Source organism: Paraburkholderia sabiae (genome assembly GCF_030412785.1).
GTDB classification, from domain to species: Bacteria; Pseudomonadota; Gammaproteobacteria; order Burkholderiales; family Burkholderiaceae; genus Paraburkholderia; species Paraburkholderia sabiae.
This window is the reverse complement of record NZ_CP125296.1, coordinates 252,022-269,534: the sequence shown is the minus strand read 5'-3', so window position 1 is coordinate 269,534 and position 17,513 is coordinate 252,022. Positions and strand designations below refer to the sequence as shown.

The following is a 17,513-nucleotide window of genomic DNA, read 5'->3' as shown; positions in this document are numbered from 1 at the left end:
TCTCTCTAATTGCCTTCGTTGATCGTGAACGCCTGCGGATCGACGAGCATCATCATCATCATTCCGCCAGGGAAGATGTTGTCGGTGGTGATCTCGCGCTCATTGTGCGAATGCCACATGTAGGCGAACCCGGCTTCCGATGTCGGCGAGTTCGCGATCGTGCCGCTCGGCGGCGTCGTGCCCGTGTACGACGTCGCACGCACCGTCGCATCGGGACCGAGATACGGACTGCCGCCGTACCACGCGCCGTTCGTGAACAGGCGCGCATCGGGCAAGGTCACCGGGCCGCCGCTGCCGACGTTGCCGAACGGATGCGCTTCGAGCGCCTTGTTGTGATCGGCGCACCACTCGTAGTAGTTCGGCGCGTTCGGCGGCGCGGGCGGGTTGCTGTTGACCGTGTAGTAGCCGTTCGCGTCGGGAATGCAGACGCTGCCGTCGCCCGCCGTATGGCCGTAGACGTCCCAGTTCAGGCCTTTGCCCGTCCAGTAGAAGATGCCGTCCATCGCGAGGCCCGGCGTGGTGGTCGTCGTGAAGAGCAGCGGGCCGGCGAGTTTCGTCGCGTCCGTCTTGCTCAGCATCAGGTTGCCGTCGCGTGCGAGCACGCGCACGTGATTGCCGTGTTCGTGGAACGGATGCTGCCAGCGTCCCGAGCCGATCACGCGCAACAGCACCAGTTCGCCCGGATGCATGTGCGGATTGCCGTTGTACGGCTGATGCGGATACTGCTGCGCGTAGTTGGGATCCATGTCGTCGGGCATCGAGCGGCCGTTGATCATGAAATACGCCGGGTGATACGGTTCGGTTTCGACCGACATGCAGCCCGTCGGCTGCGTGCACGACTTGCTCGCTTCCTGCTCGGCTTGCGCGTGAATGCGCGGATCCATTTCGGAAAACTGGAACAGATACTCGCGGTCGTAGCATGCCGACGGATGGTTGTACGCCGCCGCGGCATTGCGGAAGTCGGGCTGGCCATCGGGCAACGACGCCTGCACGGCACGGCAGCCCGCGGGCACGGCGACCGCGCCTGGCGCCGAAGTCGGCAGCACGATGATCGCGCCCGACAGTCCCATTTCCACCTGCAGATCGCCTTGCGTGCCGCTGTAGTACGCGTGCGTGCCGGGCGTCGCCGCGACGAAGCTGTAGGTCACGCTGTTGCCGTGCGTCGCCTCGCGCGTGAGCAGGCCGGGGACGCCCGTCAGCGCCGTCGGGCAGGTGCCGTCGCTGTTGAGCTGCGCGGCACAGACCTGAAAGCCCGGAAACAGGATCGACGTATTGCCGGCCGCTTCGGGCAGGTTGTTCGTCAACGTCACGGTGACCACGTCGCCCTGTTTGACGATCAGCGTCGGTCCCGGCACCTGCATGCCGGGACAGTTCGCGCCCGGCACATTCGCGGGCGAAAAGCCCGCCGGTGCGGTGCGGCAGCCGTAACCCCACGAATACACACTCGATCCGTCAGGCTGGCTGATGCGGTCGGCTTGAGCGGTGAGGTCGAAGCTCGTTCCCGTGATGCCGGGCGCCGCGGCGCGCGCATGCTGGCAGATCAGCACGGCGACGAGCAGCGCATAGAACGACGCATGCAGCAACGCCTGCAATGGCGTGAGGCGCAGCGAGCCGCAGCGCGCAGCGGTGCGCCGGAAGTTGTCGATGAGGGTGCCCACGGCTGATCTCCTAGGTGCAGGACTTCGTGCTCGGGTCCACCGCGTGGCAGATGTGGACTTCCGTCATCAATCCGCCGAAGTTCTCGGCATCGTTCGACAGGTGGTCGAGGTTCGGCGTGTACAGATAGAAGATCGACCCCGGCGTGTAGCGCGAGGTGTCGCTCGCGTCGAGAATCACGTCGATCGACTCGCCGCCGCCCAGCGTGATCGAGTTGGTCAGATAGGTCATGTCGTTGCCGGCGAGATCGCGCAGCAGGCGCGCGTTGACGCCGATGACATGCATCGGAATGCCCAGCGAAGCGAGCGTCTGGAATTCACTCGTGTCGAGGTCCGAAATGCGCAACAGCACCCGGCCGCCCGCCGGCACGTTGATCAGCGCGGGCAGCGGCTGCGACATGTGTTGCGAGCCGTCGGCAACAGGCGTTTGCATCGGACCTTGCGCGACAGTGTCCGGATAGCTGCGGCCGTTGAGAAGGAAGTACTTGTCCTTCATGTCGGTGAACGGCTCCGGATTGAACGTCATGCCCACGAAGTGGAAGTTCGGATCGAAGCCGTGAATCTGCACGGGATACTCGACGTCATAGGCGGTCGAGCCGTCGCCGTCGTTGTACGCATACAGCGTCGGCGTGCCGCTCTTGTTCTTCGCGTGCATCATGCCGTTTTGCTGCGGCAGCGGCGTCGAACACAGGATGTCGTTGCCGCACGCGGTGCGCAGATCCTTCTGCTGCTGAAGCAACGCGTTGTAGAGCGTGCCGCTCGACACGCGGTTCTGGCGCGGCCTCACGAAAATCTGGCCGACCATGCCCATCTGCAGGTGTTCCGGCGGCGTGATGTGGCAGTGCCAGAAGTAGGTGCCGGCGTCGGGCGCGAGATAGTAATAGGTGAAGCTCGCGCCGATGTTGATCGCGACCGACGCGTCGGGCACACCGTCGTAGAACGCCGATGCATTCGGATAACCGTGGAAGTGCACCGTGTGCTGCTCGAACAGGTCGGGCCGCATGATCATGCCGACGTTGGTCAGCGTGAGGAAGAACTCGTCGTCTTCGTCGATGGCCATCGTCGGCGCGGGCATGTTGCCGTTCATCACGCCCACGTCCATGATCTGGCGCGGATCGACGTGACCCGTCAACTGTCCGGGCGGCGTCGATTCCGGGTCGGGCACGAGGCCGACTGCGCCGTTGTAGTTCGGATCGGCGGCCGTGCCGACCACGTTGAACACCGACGCGAACTCGGTGCCGGGCAAGCCCTTCCGGATATCGGAGAGACCGGACAACGGGCCGAACGCGAACAGATAGGTCTGCGTGCCGTCCGCCATCGTCGCGTAACCGTCGCCGCCCGAAATCTGCTGGCACTTGATCGCACCGTTGGTGACGCCCGTCGGCTGCGAAGTCTGACCGGTGACGGACGGGCCCGTGTAGGCAGGCTCACCCGCGCCTGCCGGCAGAGCCTTCGGGTGCAAGGTCGTCGTGGGTGGACATTGCACCCGGAACGACTGAGCGAACGACGGCAACGCAAACAGCAGCAGCAACAGCGCCGCCACGCCGTTGCGGTATGCGAGGGTGCTGGACATAGGACCTCCGCTGAGGAGTCAGTCAGCGCGGGGGCGCGCCTTCCCGTATCTGGATTCTGTCGATGGACGCAGGTCGACGGGATGGGGCACCTCCCTACACTTGCGGTAGGGTTGACCCAATGAAGGCATGGGGACGCGGCGGCTCGGGAATTCAGCCCGATTTCGGAGGGATGGCGGGCGGCGTGGATGGCTTCGTATGACGATGGCTCGCTTCGCGACGCGGCATCGCCGGAGCGGAAAGCGCACTACAGTCGAATCATCGAATCGGGACTTGCACACCGGACGGAGCACATCGCTCTGTGCGGTAGCCCACATTTGAAAGCGAATCGTACGCCTACCATGTGCGATCCGACGACGAACGCGCTTCGCACAGGAGGCATCGATGACACGGACACCCGACAACGAGCAGCAGGCGCCGCGCGCCGATCAGGTCGCAGACACGGCGCCTTCGCCCGAGCACATTCTTCAGGTGGCCATGGGCTTCTGGGCATCGAAGACCTTGCTCTCGGCGGTGGAACTGCAATTGTTCACGCATCTCGCGCGCGGCCCGCAGGACGCGCAGCAACTCGCGACGGCGCTGGAACTGCACCCGCGATCGGCACTCGATTTTCTGGACGCGCTGGTTGCGCTGAAGGTGCTGGACCGCGTCGACGGCGTCTACAGCAATACGCGCGACGCGGACATTTTTCTCGATCAGGCGAAGCCGGCCTATGTCGGCGGGTTGCTCGAAATGGCGAACTCGCGGCTCTATCCGTTCTGGGGTTCGCTCACGGAAGCGTTGCGCACCGGCGAGCCGCAGAACGAAGCGAAGCAGGGCGGCAATGTCTTCGAGGCGATCTATCGCGACGAAGCGCGGCTGCGCACGTTCCTGCACGCGATGAGCGGCGTCAGTCTCGGCGCCGCGCGCGCCATCGCGCAGCAGTTTCCGTGGCAAAACTACCGTACGTTCGTCGACATCGGCGCAGCTCAGGGTGCGTTGCCGGTGCAGATCGCGCTCGCGCATCCGCATCTGACGGGCGGCGGCTTCGACTTGCCGCCGGTGGGGCCCGTGTTCGAGGAGTACGTCGCGTCGCAAGGTTTGCAGGAGCGGTTGCGCTTCCACCCAGGCAATTTTTTCGACGATCCCTGTCCGACCGCCGACGTGCTCGTCATGGGCCACATCCTGCACAACTGGGATCTCGACCAGAAGCGCGCGTTGCTGAGGAAATGTCACGACGCGCTGCCCGATGGCGGCTGCCTGATCGTCTACGACGCGATGATCGACGACGAGCGCCGGCACAATGCGTTCGGCCTGTTGATGAGCCTGAACATGCTGATCGAGACGCGCGGCGGCTTCGACTACACGGGCGCGCAGTGCATCGATTGGATGCGCGAGGCGGGCTTCAGGGACGTGCGTGTCGAGCGGCTGGTGGGTCCTGACTCGATGGCGATCGGCATCAAGTAGCGACGCCGAAGGGTGGCCGCCGACGGATGACAGATCTCTAACATCAGACAAATAGGCATCAAAGTACTGGTAACATCGCGCTTTTTGCGTAGATCAGACTAATGCCTTTGATTGACCTGTTTAGAAAATCCGTCCCCGTCGCGGCCGCCGCCGCGTCCCTCGTAGCCGCCACCGTGCTGTCCTCCCCCGCAGCCCACGCCCAGGTCGAAACCCTGAAGGCGCCCGTCTATGGCGTGACGCTCGACGACCTCAGCAAACTCGACGCCATCGTCGCGTCGCTCAGCAACCTGCCGTACCGTCCGACCGTGCGAGTCGTGTTCGATCCCGACACCCCGGCCTCGGATTACTACGCCCCCCTCTTGCGCCTGCACGCAGTCGCCTACGTGATGGGCGAAGTCCTGGACTCGTACTACTTCCCGACGAATCTCACCAGCTACAAGGCGCGCACCCAGGAACTCGTGTCGACGCTGAAGGGCACGGTCGACGTCTGGGAGATCGCGAATGAAATCAACGGCGAGTGGCTGCGTCCGCATCCGTCCGGTTCCGCGTCCGTCGTCAATTCGGAAGAATCGCAGATCGGTCAGATGGTTGCGGCAGCAAACACGATCGTGAAGGGAGCGGGCGGCAAGACGGCCATCACGCTTTACTACAACGACGACAGCAAAGGCAAGAACTGCTGGGAGAAGCCGCAAGACTACTGGAAGACCTGGCCGACCAGCTTCCTTCCTGCGAACGTGCTCCAGTCGACCGACTACGCGCTCTTCAGCTACTACCCGTATCAGGATTGTACGGGCCTGTCGCCGAACTGGAATGCGGACTTCTCTGCACTCGAGAAGATTTTCCCCAACGCGAAGGTCGGCTTCGGCGAGATCGGCACGTCGAGCGTCTCGGCTCCCGCGTCCGTTCAGCAGAACCTGATCACGACGTATTACCCGATGGTCAATTCGATGAACGACCCGCGCTTTATCGGCGGATTCTTCTGGTGGAATTACGCCGAGCAGATGGTGCCGTACGCGAAGAGCAACTACTGGCAGCTGCTCCGTCAGACGATGATTAACCTGAAAGCGCCGAACTAACTGCATCGCGGTTGCTGTCCGGCGATCGCAGTATCGCCGGACACGCGCACTCCTCATCGCATCGTTTCGACGCGCGCGATATTCAGGCACACCACACTTGTCGTCACACAACCGACGCATTTAACGGTATTCGAATGGCAGGGAAAGGCACCTTGCTTATCATTTTCACGGCCTTTTCTGACGCCAGTTGAATACGGTCGTTAAAGTGCAAATGTTTCGCAAAGCGAAAGTCGCAATTCAACTGCATATATACGAAGTTCTTTAGAGCGAACGAGAAGACCGCTTATCTCCTGACGATTGTCAGGTGTTAAGGAAAGTCCCTATCTGCGTTCACTCGCGAATATCAACAGGTGTGGACGGTAGCCGCGGGATCATCGAACAATCCGCATGTAATACCAGGTAAGATTGTGCTGCGGGCGCACGCATGGAAGTACAACTTGCTTATCGAAGTAGCAATTTAAGGGGCCTGTTTCTGAATTGCATGCGAACAACTACCTATCATCCTCATTTCCCGCGCGTATTGCCCATAAATGACCCGACGTGATTGAATCTGTAAACCGCTCGAACACTGAGTAGTTCAGGCTGTTAGTCACCTCGTACGAAAGAAAAAAATTCCGTATAACGGCATTGCGTCATAGAAGCGTAAAGAGCCGTCACTCGTAAGTCCCGATCCCGAAGAAAACTGTTTAATTGGTCCGACAGCGCAATGTACTGTCACGCCCATTTTTGTCCAGTGTTGCTTCTGCGGAATTAAACCTGCCGCGACCCGAGGAGACGACAATGAGACGGCTAAGCGACGCGATACTGTCTATCTATAAAGCGTCGAAAAGTAGTACTCAAACTGAATTCCTGGCTCACGCATTCCAGATCATTGGCGAATACGTACCTTATGACCGTATTCACTGGCGTGCCGGAGTCGTGGGCGACGCGGGCCTGACCATTTACACGCTCGGAGCGTTCACAGCGCCTCGCGTTTCCGAACGCAATCCGATCGATGTCAGTCATGTCAAAGGCAGCGAATCTATCCTGCTACCGCGCATCAGTTGCCCGCCGGACGAGAGTACACATGATCGCGACGAGTTCGATCATCTCGCGAATACGATCGCTGTCTGGTATCGCTTCGGAGAACGTGCGGACACGCCTACCGTCACAAGCGGTCTTCGTTTTGCGAACCTGTCGTTCTTCGTCCTCTCGCTGCAACGCGATGGTCCTTCGTCTTCATTCACGGACAACGATCGCGAGATCGTGCAGACGTTGCACGATCACATCAGCGAGGCTTGGGGAACAAATGCCACCGACAGGCTAGAGCGCTTTCTGCATGTCCAGCACGAACAGGAAGGCGCCGGTGCAATCGTCACCGCGAGCGGCATCGTATTGTTTGCCGACGATCGCTTCGTGCAGCACGTCGCCACGCGATGGCCGAGGCCCGTGGACGCGCATCTTCCTGATCCGCTCCGCCTCGCATTGATTGCAGGAAAAACGTACTTCGTCGAAAACGCTCACAGATATCGCATCATGCGCGACGGACCGATCGCGTGTATCTGCGCGCATCCGAGACGAGCCGTCGATTCACTGACCGCGCGCGAATTGCAGGTCGCACAGCACATTGCGCTCGGCCTCACTCATAAGGAAATAGCGCGACTACTCGGTATTTCTCCGAGTACTGTCAGAAAACAGATCGTCTCGATACACGAGCGTATGGGCGTGCGCAACAACGCGGAACTTGCGGCTCAGCTGGGTCCGGGGATTAGTCCATAGCTGGAAATAGAACTCTGCGGATAGATCGCTATCCGCAGAGTTCTTTGGCTCTTTTATTCCACCGTCACCGACTTGGCGAGATTGCGCGGTTTGTCTATGTCGGTATGTCTCGCGCACCCACTGTGATAAGCGAGCAATTGCATCGGCAGCACATGGACGATTGGAGAAAGCAGTCCGAAGTGCGCGCCTGTTTCGAGCGTTCTTATCCCTGCGCCGCTTGCAATTTCGCTTCCGCTGTCGGTAAGCACGAACAGCTTGCCGCCACGCGCGCGTACTTCCTGCATATTCGATTTCAGTTTGTCGATCAGCGCGTCGTTCGGTGCGGAGACCACGGCCGGCGTGTCGGGCGTGATTAGCGCCAATGGTCCATGCTTGAGTTCTCCGGCGGCGTACGCTTCGGCATGGATATAGGCAATTTCCTTGAGCTTCAGTGCGCCTTCCATTGCGATTGGAAAATGTATGCCGCGGCCCAGATAGAAGGCGTTGTCGTGCGCACTGATCTCGTTTGCCCACGCGATCACTTGCGGTTCCTGCGCGAGCACTGCACGACACGCTATCGGCAATTTGTGCAATTGCTGCAGATAGCTCGTCTCCTGCTGTGACGACAACGTGCCGCGCACTCGCCCCAATGTCGCCGCGAGAAGGAACAGCGCAACCAGCTGCGTCGTGAATGCCTTCGACGAAGCCACGCCTATTTCAACGCCCGCCCTCGTCTGAAAGCGGCTTCGCGCCGCCCGCATCATCGCACTGTTCGCGACGTTGCCGATTGCAAGCGTATTGTCGAGGCCCATCGTCTGCGCGTACTTCAATGCCGCGAGCGTGTCAGCCGTCTCGCCGGACTGTGACACCGGCACGACAAGTGTTCGCGGATCGTGGCACTGTTCACGATAGCGGAATTCGCTGGCAATCTCGGCCTGAGCCGGTACTCTCGCGATACTCTCAAACCACTGACGCGCGACCAGCCCCGCATGGTGGCTCGTCCCACATCCCAGCAGAAGAACTTTCTCGACTTTCTCGAAGGTCGAACGGTTGGCGTCCTCGAAAATAGAAGGATCAAGCGATGTGATATTGCTCAAAGTATTGGTGATCGCAAGCGGCTGCTCGAAGATCTCTTTCTGCATGTAGTGAGAAAACGATCCGAGAGACGTGTCTTCAAGCGATTGCTCGATCAGCCGGTTCGGTCGCTCCACGTTGCGCCGGTTCTGATCAAATACGGTCACATGACCCGGCCTCAAGTCGACGACGTCGCCATCCTCGAGAAAGACGAAGCGATTCGTGTAACCCGCCAACGCCAGCGCATCCGACGCGAGAAATGTCTCCGTCTCACCTAGCCCCGCCACCAACGGCGAGCCTTCCCTCGCCCCGACCATGCGGCCCGGTTCGCTATTGCTGAACGCCGCGATCGCATACGTGCCGCGAAACATGTGAGTCGAGCGCATCACTGCGGCGAGCAGATCGCCGTCATAGAACGAGTGCACGAGATGCGCGATGACCTCCGTATCCGTCTCCGTCTGAAATTCGTAGCCTTGGCCCAACAACATCGCCTTGAGCGATTCGTGGTTCTCGATGATTCCGTTGTGGACGATCGCGATCAGATCCCGCGAAAAGATCGGATGCGCGTTCATCGTTGCAGGCGCTCCGTGCGTCGCCCAACGCGTATGCGCAATACCAAGCGACCCTTCCAGATGAATATCTGAAATCGTTCTCGCGAGCGAATTGACGCGCGCGGTACATCGCGCACGTCTTGGCTTGCCCGTCCGGTGAACCGCTATACCACACGAGTCATAGCCTCGGTACTCCAGCCGGCGTAGTCCCTCGATCAGCATCGGTACAACATTCCGCTGCGACACGGCTCCTACGATTCCGCACATGATCCACCCCCGACTCAAACGGCAGCACGTTTCAACGACGATGTAGAAGTGATAGGCGCTGCGTACATCGCAAGCAATGGTTCAAATGTTCCATTGCCGATTGAGCACGCGACACCTTCAATACGTCTGCCGAGATCGAAGAGCATGACGACGCCATGCAAACGAATATTCTTTGGACTGTGTACCTGACCGGGCTCAACGCAGTTGCGCTTGTAGTCGCGTGCATCATTTTCATCAGTACGATCGACGATCTGATGCTAGACGGGTTCTTCTGGATCACCACGTTGAAGCGCAAGATTCGCGGCGAACAAAAACAGACCGTCAATCCGCCGATGCTTCGGCAACTCACCGAGCAGCACTTCGCGATCATGGTGCCCGCGTGGAAGGAATACGACGTGATCGCCAAAATGGTCGAGAACACCTTGTCGACCATCGAATACGAGCACTACACGATCTTCGTCGGCACTTACCACAACGATCCGGAAACGACAGCCGAAGTCGAGCGCATGATCCGCCGCTTTCCCGGGCGCGTCACGCGTGCAACCGTTCTGAACGATGGTCCGACGTGCAAGGCCGATTGCCTGAACTGGATCATCGCGGCCATTCTGCGTTACGAGGAAACCCATCGCATCCGCTTCGCAGGCGTGATCATGCACGATTGCGAAGATGTCATTCACCCCATCGAATTGAAGTACTTCAACTACGCGATCGAGCGTCACGATCTCGTGCAACTTCCCGTTCTCTCGCTTCCGCGCAAATGGAACGAATTTGTAGCGGGAACTTACATGGACGATTTCAGCGAGACGCATCAGAAAGATATACCGACGCGCGAACGGCTGACAGGTGTTGTCCCCGGCGCAGGAGTCGCGTCGTGCTATAGCCGGCGTGCGATCGAAACAGCGATGAAACTGCGCGGCGGCTCGCCCTTCAACACGGATTCGCTAACGGAAGACTACGACTTCAGTTTCCGTCTGCGTGAAATGGGCATGACGGAAACATTCGCGCATTTCTCCATTTCCGGAGAGTCGAGCGATGCAATCGGAGAAGATGGCAAAGCGAATCCAAAAGAGAAAGTCGAACTACTTGCGACGCGCGAGTACTTTCCCGATACCTTTAGAACCGCCTACCGACAGCGCGCCCGCTGGATTCTCGGTATCGCGTTCCAGGGATGGGAACAACTCGGCTGGAAAGGCAATCTGCGCACCCGTTATATGTTCTTTCGCGATCGCAAGGGAATGGTCACGTCGGTCGTTTCAGTGATCGCGTATGTCGTATTGGTCAATTTCCTCGCACTTGCCGGGTTGCAGGCGGCAGGTCAGGAAGTCTTCGTCGATGCACGGCTGGCGATGGCCACCGACTATCTCTATCCGCTGCTGTCGATCAATGCCGTTTTGCTGATCTTGCGCGTATGGGAACGGTATTACTTCGTCGCAAAGCTGAATGGGCGACTACAGGGCCTGCTTGCGATACCGCGCATCATCGTCAATAACCTGATCAATTTCTGCGCCGTATGCCGCGCATGGAAGATCTATATCCGGCACCTGATAACGGGCAAAGCGATCGCGTGGGACAAAACGGCCCACACGTTTCTCTCGAATGAAGCAATGGGGAAATCTCGTCGGCGTCTGGGCGAGATTCTGATCGAATGGGGCGCGCTAACTCAGGAAAAGCTCGAGTACATTCTGACCGTGCAAGGCCAGTGCGGCAGAAAGCTCGGCGAACTCCTTATCGAGCATGCGTATGTGATGGCCGACACGCTCGCCGACGCCCTTGCTGAGCAATCGGAACTTCCGCGCGTCAGCCTCGCGAATGTCGCCGTCGATCTCTGCTCGGGCGTTTTGCCTTACGAGCTTCAGCACGCCTTCGGCATCGTTCCGTTCTCGATCGCCGAAGACGGGACGCTCAATTGCGCGATCGGCTGCCCGTTGACTGCCGACGAACAGGCGATCGTCCGACGCGGCGCCGGTACCAAAGTGGCCTACTTCATCGCCGCCGATGCGGAATTGAGAAGCCAACTGCGCAAGCACAATCGCTACGATGAACTCGAACGGGCACGCGCACAGGTTCTGCCGTTTATCGATCCGAAGGTCAGTCACGGACCGGGGGTCGCATGAATACGGCCAGGCGCACTCAATTCACTCCTGCACGTTTCCCGCTTGGCCGTGCGGCTGCTGTGCTTGTCTGCCTCACGTTTTGCGGCGTCGATGCCTATGCACAGCCCAAACTTTCGCCCCGTGCGTACCGGCTCGCCGACGCGGCGTATGCTTCCATCGCCAATGGCAATCTTCCCCGCGCCGAAAGCTATGCGGAGCGGGCATGGAAAGTACAGCCGGGCAGCGAACAACTCGGCTTGCTGCTCCTCGACGTGTACGTTCGTGAGGGTAAAACACCCGAAGCAGATGCCCTCGCCGAAAAGCTGCTGCAGCAGTTTCCCGACAGTCCACAGGTGCTGGCGCAAAACGGCTTTCTCGCGCAGCGCCAGCAGCGCAGTCAGATGGCATTCAGGTATCTCTCGGCGGCGCTAGAGAAAGGAACCTGGACAAGCGAACAGCAGAGAACCTTGCGTTTGGCATGGGCCGATAGCGCACTGGCCGCCGAGCGTCCCGACGAGGCAGAAAAAGCACTCGGGCCGCTGACCGACGAGTCCGACGTAGGCGTCCAGTTGCGACTCGCCCAGACGCGGTTGATCGAAGGCAAGCGCCAGGCCGCCGTTTCTGCGGCGCAAGCGGCACTCGACCACGCAACGACGGACGTTGACCGCAAATACGCACAGGCGATCATCGATCAGGCTCACAACGCCGAAGCCGAAGAGGCGCAAGCGAACGCACGCGCTCATCTGCAGGCCGCCTACGACCTGTTGCGTGAGCGCAAGGATTCACAGGCGCTCGAAGAATTCCAGGCCGGCTTCGATGCGGGCGCAGGCAACGCGGGAAATTATGCCGACGCTGCCTACGCTGCGAAGCGAACCTTCGATAACGACCGCTCCGTCAAGCTCTTCGAGCAAAGCCTCGACGCCGACGACAAGGAGCACGAGTTCGACCAGCAGCGGCGCTTCGGGTACAAACGCGAAGTCGAGCAACTGGAAAGAGAATGGGGATTCCAGCTCAGTTTGCCGTATCAGACGGCCGCATTCGGGCCTGAAGGAACGGTAGACGTATTGCAGCCGGGTTTCGAAGCGTACTGGCAGCCGCCGAAAATAGGCTATCGCGATGGACGCATTCTCCAGTTTTTCGTGCGCGGCTACGGCACTGCCTATGACGGCTCCGGCAACGTGACGGGTGCGCCGACGGTTCAAGGCTCGGTCGGCGCACGCTATAAGCCGCTCCCATCGCAAAACCTCGTGGTGACGGGCGAGCGGCTGTTCAAGATCGGCAGTCTCTCGACGAACGATTTTCTATTCCGGCTCGGCTATTCATCCGAAGACGGTACTGACCTGCGCGTGACAGAACCTAGCTGGCGAAGCTGGCAGGCTTATATAGAAGGCGCGTATTTCGTCAACGCAGGCCGCTACATCATTTATACGGAATTGCGCTATGGGCACACATGGCGCGTCTCGCCCATCAGCGAAAAACTCACCGTCTATCCGCACATCGCACTCGCCGGCGATCACGACAACAAGGCCACCGATCAGACAGCGATCGGCATCGGACCCGGCGTGCAATTTCGTTTCTGGTTCCGCGAATCCAAATATCGCGCCCCGGCAAGCTGGGCAGATATCACCGTGCAGTATCGCGTCCCGTTGACGTCGGCAGCCCGCGCTCGCGGTCTCGTCGTGCGTGCCACCTTATGGTTCTGATGACGCATCTGAAGGAGAGTAACAATGAAGAAAGTGTTGACGGTATTCGGCACCCGGCCCGAAGCGATCAAGATGGCGCCGCTCGTTCACAAGCTGCGAGAGACGCCCTGCTTCGACGTCGAGGTGTGTGTAACCGGACAGCATCGCGAGATGCTCGATCAGGTTCTCGATCTGTTCGATATATCGCCAGACTACGATCTGGACATCATGCGCAAGCGGCAATCGCTGACGGAGATCACATCGGATATCCTCAATAACATCGGCGAGGTTTACGACTCGGCGAAGCCCGAGATCGTGCTCGTACACGGCGATACGACCACGACACTCGCGGCGAGTCTTGCGGCGTTCTATCGGCACATCAAGGTCGGCCATGTCGAAGCCGGCTTGCGGACGGGGAATATCTGGTCCCCGTGGCCCGAAGAATTCAACCGCAAGCTGTGCGACGCCGTTTCAAGCTGGCATTTCGTGCCAACGGTACGTGCACGCGACAACCTGCTGGCTGAAGGCGCAGCCGCAGAACAGATCGTTTTGACAGGCAACACGGTGATCGATGCGCTACTCGGCGTACGAGAAAAAATAGACAACGATAGCGCGCTTGCAAACGAGATATCACAACGATTCCCCGGCATAGACTGGTCGCGTCGTCTGATTCTCGTCACAGGTCATCGCCGTGAAAGTTTTGGAGAACCATTTCATAAGTTCTGTGCGGCGCTACGCATCCTTGCACAATCTTATCCAGACGTGCAGATCGTGTATCCCGTTCACCTCAATCCCAACGTTCGCGAGCCGGCGGAGCAGATTCTTGGCGGCTCGCAGAACATCTATCTGACCGAACCGCAGGACTACTTGCCCTTTGTCTTCCTCATGTCGCGCTCATACCTGGTCATCACCGATTCGGGCGGCGTTCAGGAGGAAGCCCCTTCTCTCGGCAAGCCGGTACTCGTCACGCGCGATACCACGGAACGTCCCGAAGCCATAGAAGCCGGAACCGCAAAACTGGTAGGCACGGACATCGGCCGGATTCTCACGGAAGCATCGACGCTGCTCGACAACGAACACGCTTACCGCAGCATGGCCTGCGCAACGAACCCGTATGGCGACGGCCGGGCGTGCTCGCGAATCGTGGCGGCTCTCGAAGACGTGCCCCTGCGCAGCCCCATCGAAGTGTCGATTGCTCCGACACTCGTCGATGTGCTCGCAATCGCACCTGCCAAGCCTCTCAACGGCGAACACCTCGCGGAGATCCTGGATTCAGAGATCAAGGTTCCGCGCGTAGACAGATTGGACAGCACGACTGGAATCGACTTGTCGCTCGACGACGTCGACAGCATCAAAGTGCGCCCCGATTAAGCACTACGGCTTTTCGCCATCGGTATCCGTTATGTTTGTTCAGGAATGCTTAATGGAGAGTTCATGATGAAACCTTCGAAGCTCGTCGCATCCGCGGCCTTGTATGCGGCACTCTGCATGGCATGGCCGATCCTCGCCGCCGAGCCGGCCGCCAGCGTGGTCAGTTCCGCTGCTTCGGCTCGTCCAGGCGGACTCGCCGTGACGCCGAACCTGCGCATCTACGGCAACAAGCCACCGGCGCCGCGGCCCGGCGGCAAGGTCACGCCGCCTGACAAGCCACCTGTTGTCTCTGTCGTGTCACCGGGCATACCGAAAGAGGTCAAGGACGATACCGAAACGGGACACGGCCAGCGATCCGGGAAAAATCTGCGGCAGTTCAACGGCGCAGATGGCACGTTCATCCGTCAATAGCGACGCAGACACAGGAGCCTCATCATGAAAAAGCTTTTTGCGATGGCGGTACTCGTCTGTGCGATATGCCTCGCCGTCACGCCGCGCTTCTCGCAAGCGCAAACGACTACGGCAAAAGTACTCGTGCTTTACGATGCGCCTGCCAATGATGTTTATTCGAAGCTCGGTCTCGCATACGCGATCATGCTTCGCAATCTCATTGGCCACTTCAATGCCACTGTCGATCTCGCGCCCGTCAACAACTACACAGCCGGTCAGCTCGCGCCCTATACGGCTGTGTTCTATATCGGCAGTTATTACGGGAACAACACGCCGACTGCTTTTCTCTCCGACGTGGCCGCGAGCACCAAGACCGTCGTGTGGTTCAAGTACAACATCTGGAACCTCGCCTGGGACCAGACCTATAACTTCACCAACAAGACTGGCTTGACGTTCTCCGGTCTGCGAGGTTTAGGTTCGACGCCTTCATCGAGTAATCCGACACCCGACTTCTTCGACACCGTCACCTACAAGAACCTCAATATGGTGAAGTACTACGCGTTCGATTCGACGTCGGGCACGGTCAGCGCCGATCCCGACATCGGCGTCACCGCCATCGCCGATCCGACGAAGGCAACGACGGTCGTCACCATCAAGGACAGTCAGACCGCCGAAGTCGCACCTTATGTCGTGAAGGCGGGCAATTTCTGGTACTTCGCGGATGTGCCTTTCTCCTTTATCGGACCGCGCGACCGCTATCTCGTCATCTGCGACATGCTTCACGACATCTTGCAGAGCGGAGTAGCGACGAGCCATCGCGCGCTGGTCAGACTCGAGGACGTAAGCGCCGTCACCACGGTCAGTTCGATGAAGTCGCTGACGGACTATCTGTTCTCGAAGAGAGTGCCGTTCTCGATTGCAACGATCCCGCTGTACAAGGATCCGCTTGGCGCCTATAACGGCGGCGTGCCGCAAACCATCCACCTCGCGCAGGCGACAGGCCTGAAGCAGGCCTTGAACTATGCGCTGGCCAGAGGCGGCAAAATCGTGATGCACGGCTATACGCACCAGTACAACTCCGTTCCGAATACCGAAAACGCCGTCAGCGCGAACGATTACGAGTTCTGGTACAAGCCGCAAGAGCGACCCGTCGATGAAGATTCGACGCCTTGGGCCGCAGGTCGGTTGTCGGCGGGTTTGCTGGAACTCTCCCAGAACGGCTATACGCCTTTCGCGTGGGAAGCGCCGCATTACCAGTCGTCGCCACTGGCCATGAAAGCCGTTCCGCCGCTCTTCAAGAAGACGTATCAACGTGTCGTCTATTACACGTCGGATACGCCGAACGTCAACGCGAACGTGCCTAACAAGGACTTCGAGGTTGGTCAGTTCTTCCCGTACATCATCAAGAGCGACTACTACGGGCAATTGGTTTTGCCTGAAAACCTCGGGAACGTCGAATACAACATCTGCTCGATCGATCCGTTCTCGTGCCTGACGTACACGGCGCAGGATATCCTGACCAACGCTCAGTACGGATTGACCGTGCGCGACGGATTCGCGTCGTTCTTCTTCCATCCGTTCTGGCTCGAACCGGATCTTGGTCAGCCTGGATTGGCAGACTTCAAATCCATCATCACCGGAATCACTGGGCTCGGCTATACGTTTGTCGATCCCAGCACCGCGCAGTAACGCCCTCGGTGTTGTTCTTTGCGCGCTCGCCCTCACAGGCCAGCGCGCATTTTTTGCTGCGAGGAGCGCTTACATTCCCTTCGCGGCGGCTGCGCCCGGCGCGAGTTGCCGGATCGTTGTGTCGGGAACATAGTGAGGTCCATCGAAGAGATAGACCGAATAGCCGTTATACGCGCGTAGTTGCGGAAGCAGTTCTTCAGGGGTAGCGGGACGGAACGTGGTTGCATCGGCCGGACGAAACGCCTCGGCGATCACGCGGATGCGCTCCTTGCCGAAGCGCTCGGACAGGACATCGAGATACTGGCGCGCAACCCTCGGTTCGCGCGCATAGACGCCGCATCCGTCCTGAAAGAAGACGCCGATGTCCGGAGGCAGCCAGGTTTGCATCCAGTCCGCAAGCGGCACGGGGCCAATGTTGCTCTGATCGTATACCGTGATCCAGAGCGGCCTCGGCAACGCCACCAGTCGCGCGGCAAAGGCCGATACGTCTGTCCATGTCGGATCCACTTCGACGGGGAAGTAGTATCCCGTCACGTGCAACGGTACATGTGTTCGCGCGATATCGAGCGACTGCGCAACCAGCTTCGAAACATTGGCGCGCGCTTTGGGTTCGGATGGATACGTGGCGAGTCCCAGTATCACGTTCTTCGCCCACGGTTCCTGACCGATCCGCTGCCAGTCGATGCGATACGGTGCCGCGGGTAACGGCGTGCCGTCGATCAGCGACATATCGTCGAACGCTGTCCACTGGATGAGCAGATTGTCGGCTCCGAGAACATCCCAATGCGCCGATGGGTTCGCTGTCTTTTCGTCCGGCTGCCATACGGTGCCGTCGACACGCACGTCCTGCGCCATCGTCGAGCAACCTGCGATCATCGGAAGCAATGCCGATATCACGGCCAGCAGTCGAA

The 17,513-nt window shown here is 59.5% G+C and carries 12 protein-coding genes; 8 read left to right on the top strand and 4 right to left on the bottom strand.

What is annotated here, in order from left to right; translation table 11 throughout:
• Positions 1 to 5 precede the first annotated feature (5 nt).
• Both QEN71_RS30860 and QEN71_RS30855 read right to left on the bottom strand, forming a co-directional pair.
• Positions 6 to 1,583 carry a multicopper oxidase family protein gene (locus tag QEN71_RS30860; RefSeq protein ID WP_233471659.1) on the bottom strand — a complete coding sequence of 526 codons (1,578 nt, stop codon included), beginning with the start codon at positions 1,581 to 1,583 and terminating at the stop codon, positions 6 to 8.
• Between the two features lie 85 nt (positions 1,584 to 1,668).
• Positions 1,669 to 3,228, bottom strand: coding sequence for a multicopper oxidase family protein (locus QEN71_RS30855; protein ID WP_201646945.1), 1,560 nt, complete (start codon positions 3,226 to 3,228; stop codon positions 1,669 to 1,671).
• 382 nt (positions 3,229 to 3,610) lie between these two features.
• Here QEN71_RS30855 and QEN71_RS30850 point away from each other — a divergent pair, with 382 nt between their 5' ends.
• The 3 genes from QEN71_RS30850 (at position 3,611) to QEN71_RS30840 (ending at position 7,506) form a co-directional block, all read left to right on the top strand.
• Positions 3,611 to 4,672: a methyltransferase gene (locus QEN71_RS30850; RefSeq protein WP_201646944.1), complete on the top strand. Its 1,062-nt coding sequence runs from the start codon at positions 3,611 to 3,613 to the stop codon at positions 4,670 to 4,672.
• Between the two features lie 101 nt (positions 4,673 to 4,773).
• Positions 4,774 to 5,748 (top strand): hypothetical protein, encoded by a 975-nt coding sequence (locus tag QEN71_RS30845; RefSeq protein WP_201646943.1) that lies wholly within the window; start codon positions 4,774 to 4,776, stop codon positions 5,746 to 5,748.
• A gap of 690 nt (positions 5,749 to 6,438) precedes the next feature.
• On the top strand, positions 6,439 to 7,506 hold the full coding sequence (locus tag QEN71_RS30840; RefSeq protein WP_290468269.1) for a helix-turn-helix transcriptional regulator: 1,068 nt from the start codon (positions 6,439 to 6,441) through the stop codon (positions 7,504 to 7,506).
• Positions 7,507 to 7,559: 53 nt separating this feature from the next.
• On the opposite strand, the gene glmS is transcribed toward QEN71_RS30840, so the two are convergent.
• Positions 7,560 to 9,377 (bottom strand): glutamine--fructose-6-phosphate transaminase (isomerizing), encoded by a 1,818-nt coding sequence (gene glmS, locus QEN71_RS30835; protein WP_201646942.1) that lies wholly within the window; start codon positions 9,375 to 9,377, stop codon positions 7,560 to 7,562.
• 155 nt (positions 9,378 to 9,532) lie between these two features.
• Between glmS and QEN71_RS30830 the strand changes: the two genes are divergently transcribed.
• From QEN71_RS30830 to QEN71_RS30810, 5 genes are all read left to right on the top strand, one after another.
• A complete protein-coding gene (locus QEN71_RS30830) occupies positions 9,533 to 11,491 on the top strand; it encodes a glycosyl transferase family protein (protein WP_201646941.1) in 1,959 nt (652 codons plus the stop codon).
• On the top strand, positions 11,488 to 13,173 hold the full coding sequence (locus tag QEN71_RS30825; RefSeq protein ID WP_201646940.1) for a bacteriophage N4 adsorption protein A: 1,686 nt from the start codon (positions 11,488 to 11,490) through the stop codon (positions 13,171 to 13,173). Before QEN71_RS30830 ends, QEN71_RS30825 begins: the two co-directional genes overlap by 4 nt.
• A gap of 24 nt (positions 13,174 to 13,197) precedes the next feature.
• Positions 13,198 to 14,523, top strand: a complete 1,326-nt coding sequence (gene wecB, locus QEN71_RS30820; protein WP_201646939.1) for a non-hydrolyzing UDP-N-acetylglucosamine 2-epimerase — start codon at positions 13,198 to 13,200, stop codon at positions 14,521 to 14,523.
• A gap of 63 nt (positions 14,524 to 14,586) precedes the next feature.
• Positions 14,587 to 14,934 (top strand): hypothetical protein, encoded by a 348-nt coding sequence (locus QEN71_RS30815; RefSeq protein WP_201646938.1) that lies wholly within the window; start codon positions 14,587 to 14,589, stop codon positions 14,932 to 14,934.
• Positions 14,935 to 14,958: 24 nt separating this feature from the next.
• Positions 14,959 to 16,602, top strand: a complete 1,644-nt coding sequence (locus QEN71_RS30810; RefSeq protein ID WP_201646937.1) for a DUF2334 domain-containing protein — start codon at positions 14,959 to 14,961, stop codon at positions 16,600 to 16,602.
• 69 nt (positions 16,603 to 16,671) lie between these two features.
• Here QEN71_RS30810 and QEN71_RS30805 read toward each other — a convergent pair whose 3' ends face one another.
• Complete coding sequence (locus tag QEN71_RS30805) at positions 16,672 to 17,478, bottom strand: alpha-amylase family protein (RefSeq protein ID WP_233471607.1); 807 nt, start codon at positions 17,476 to 17,478, stop codon at positions 16,672 to 16,674.
• Between the last annotated feature and the right edge of the window lie 35 nt (positions 17,479 to 17,513).

Bases quoted from the DNA above. Each gene is read 5' to 3' on its own strand.
- QEN71_RS30845 (WP_201646943.1), top strand. From the start codon at position 4,774: ATGCCTTTGATTGACCTGTTTAGAAAATCCGTCCCCGTCGCGGCCGCC.
- QEN71_RS30805 (WP_233471607.1), bottom strand. From the start codon at position 17,478: ATGATCGCAGGTTGCTCGACGATGGCGCAGGACGTGCGTGTCGACGGC.
- QEN71_RS30815 (WP_201646938.1), top strand. From the start codon at position 14,587: ATGATGAAACCTTCGAAGCTCGTCGCATCCGCGGCCTTGTATGCGGCA.
- wecB (WP_201646939.1), top strand. From the start codon at position 13,198: ATGAAGAAAGTGTTGACGGTATTCGGCACCCGGCCCGAAGCGATCAAG.
- QEN71_RS30825 (WP_201646940.1), top strand. From the start codon at position 11,488: ATGAATACGGCCAGGCGCACTCAATTCACTCCTGCACGTTTCCCGCTT.
- QEN71_RS30810 (WP_201646937.1), top strand. From the start codon at position 14,959: ATGAAAAAGCTTTTTGCGATGGCGGTACTCGTCTGTGCGATATGCCTC.
- QEN71_RS30855 (WP_201646945.1), bottom strand. From the start codon at position 3,228: ATGTCCAGCACCCTCGCATACCGCAACGGCGTGGCGGCGCTGTTGCTG.
- glmS (WP_201646942.1), bottom strand. From the start codon at position 9,377: ATGTGCGGAATCGTAGGAGCCGTGTCGCAGCGGAATGTTGTACCGATG.
- QEN71_RS30830 (WP_201646941.1), top strand. From the start codon at position 9,533: ATGCAAACGAATATTCTTTGGACTGTGTACCTGACCGGGCTCAACGCA.
- QEN71_RS30850 (WP_201646944.1), top strand. From the start codon at position 3,611: ATGACACGGACACCCGACAACGAGCAGCAGGCGCCGCGCGCCGATCAG.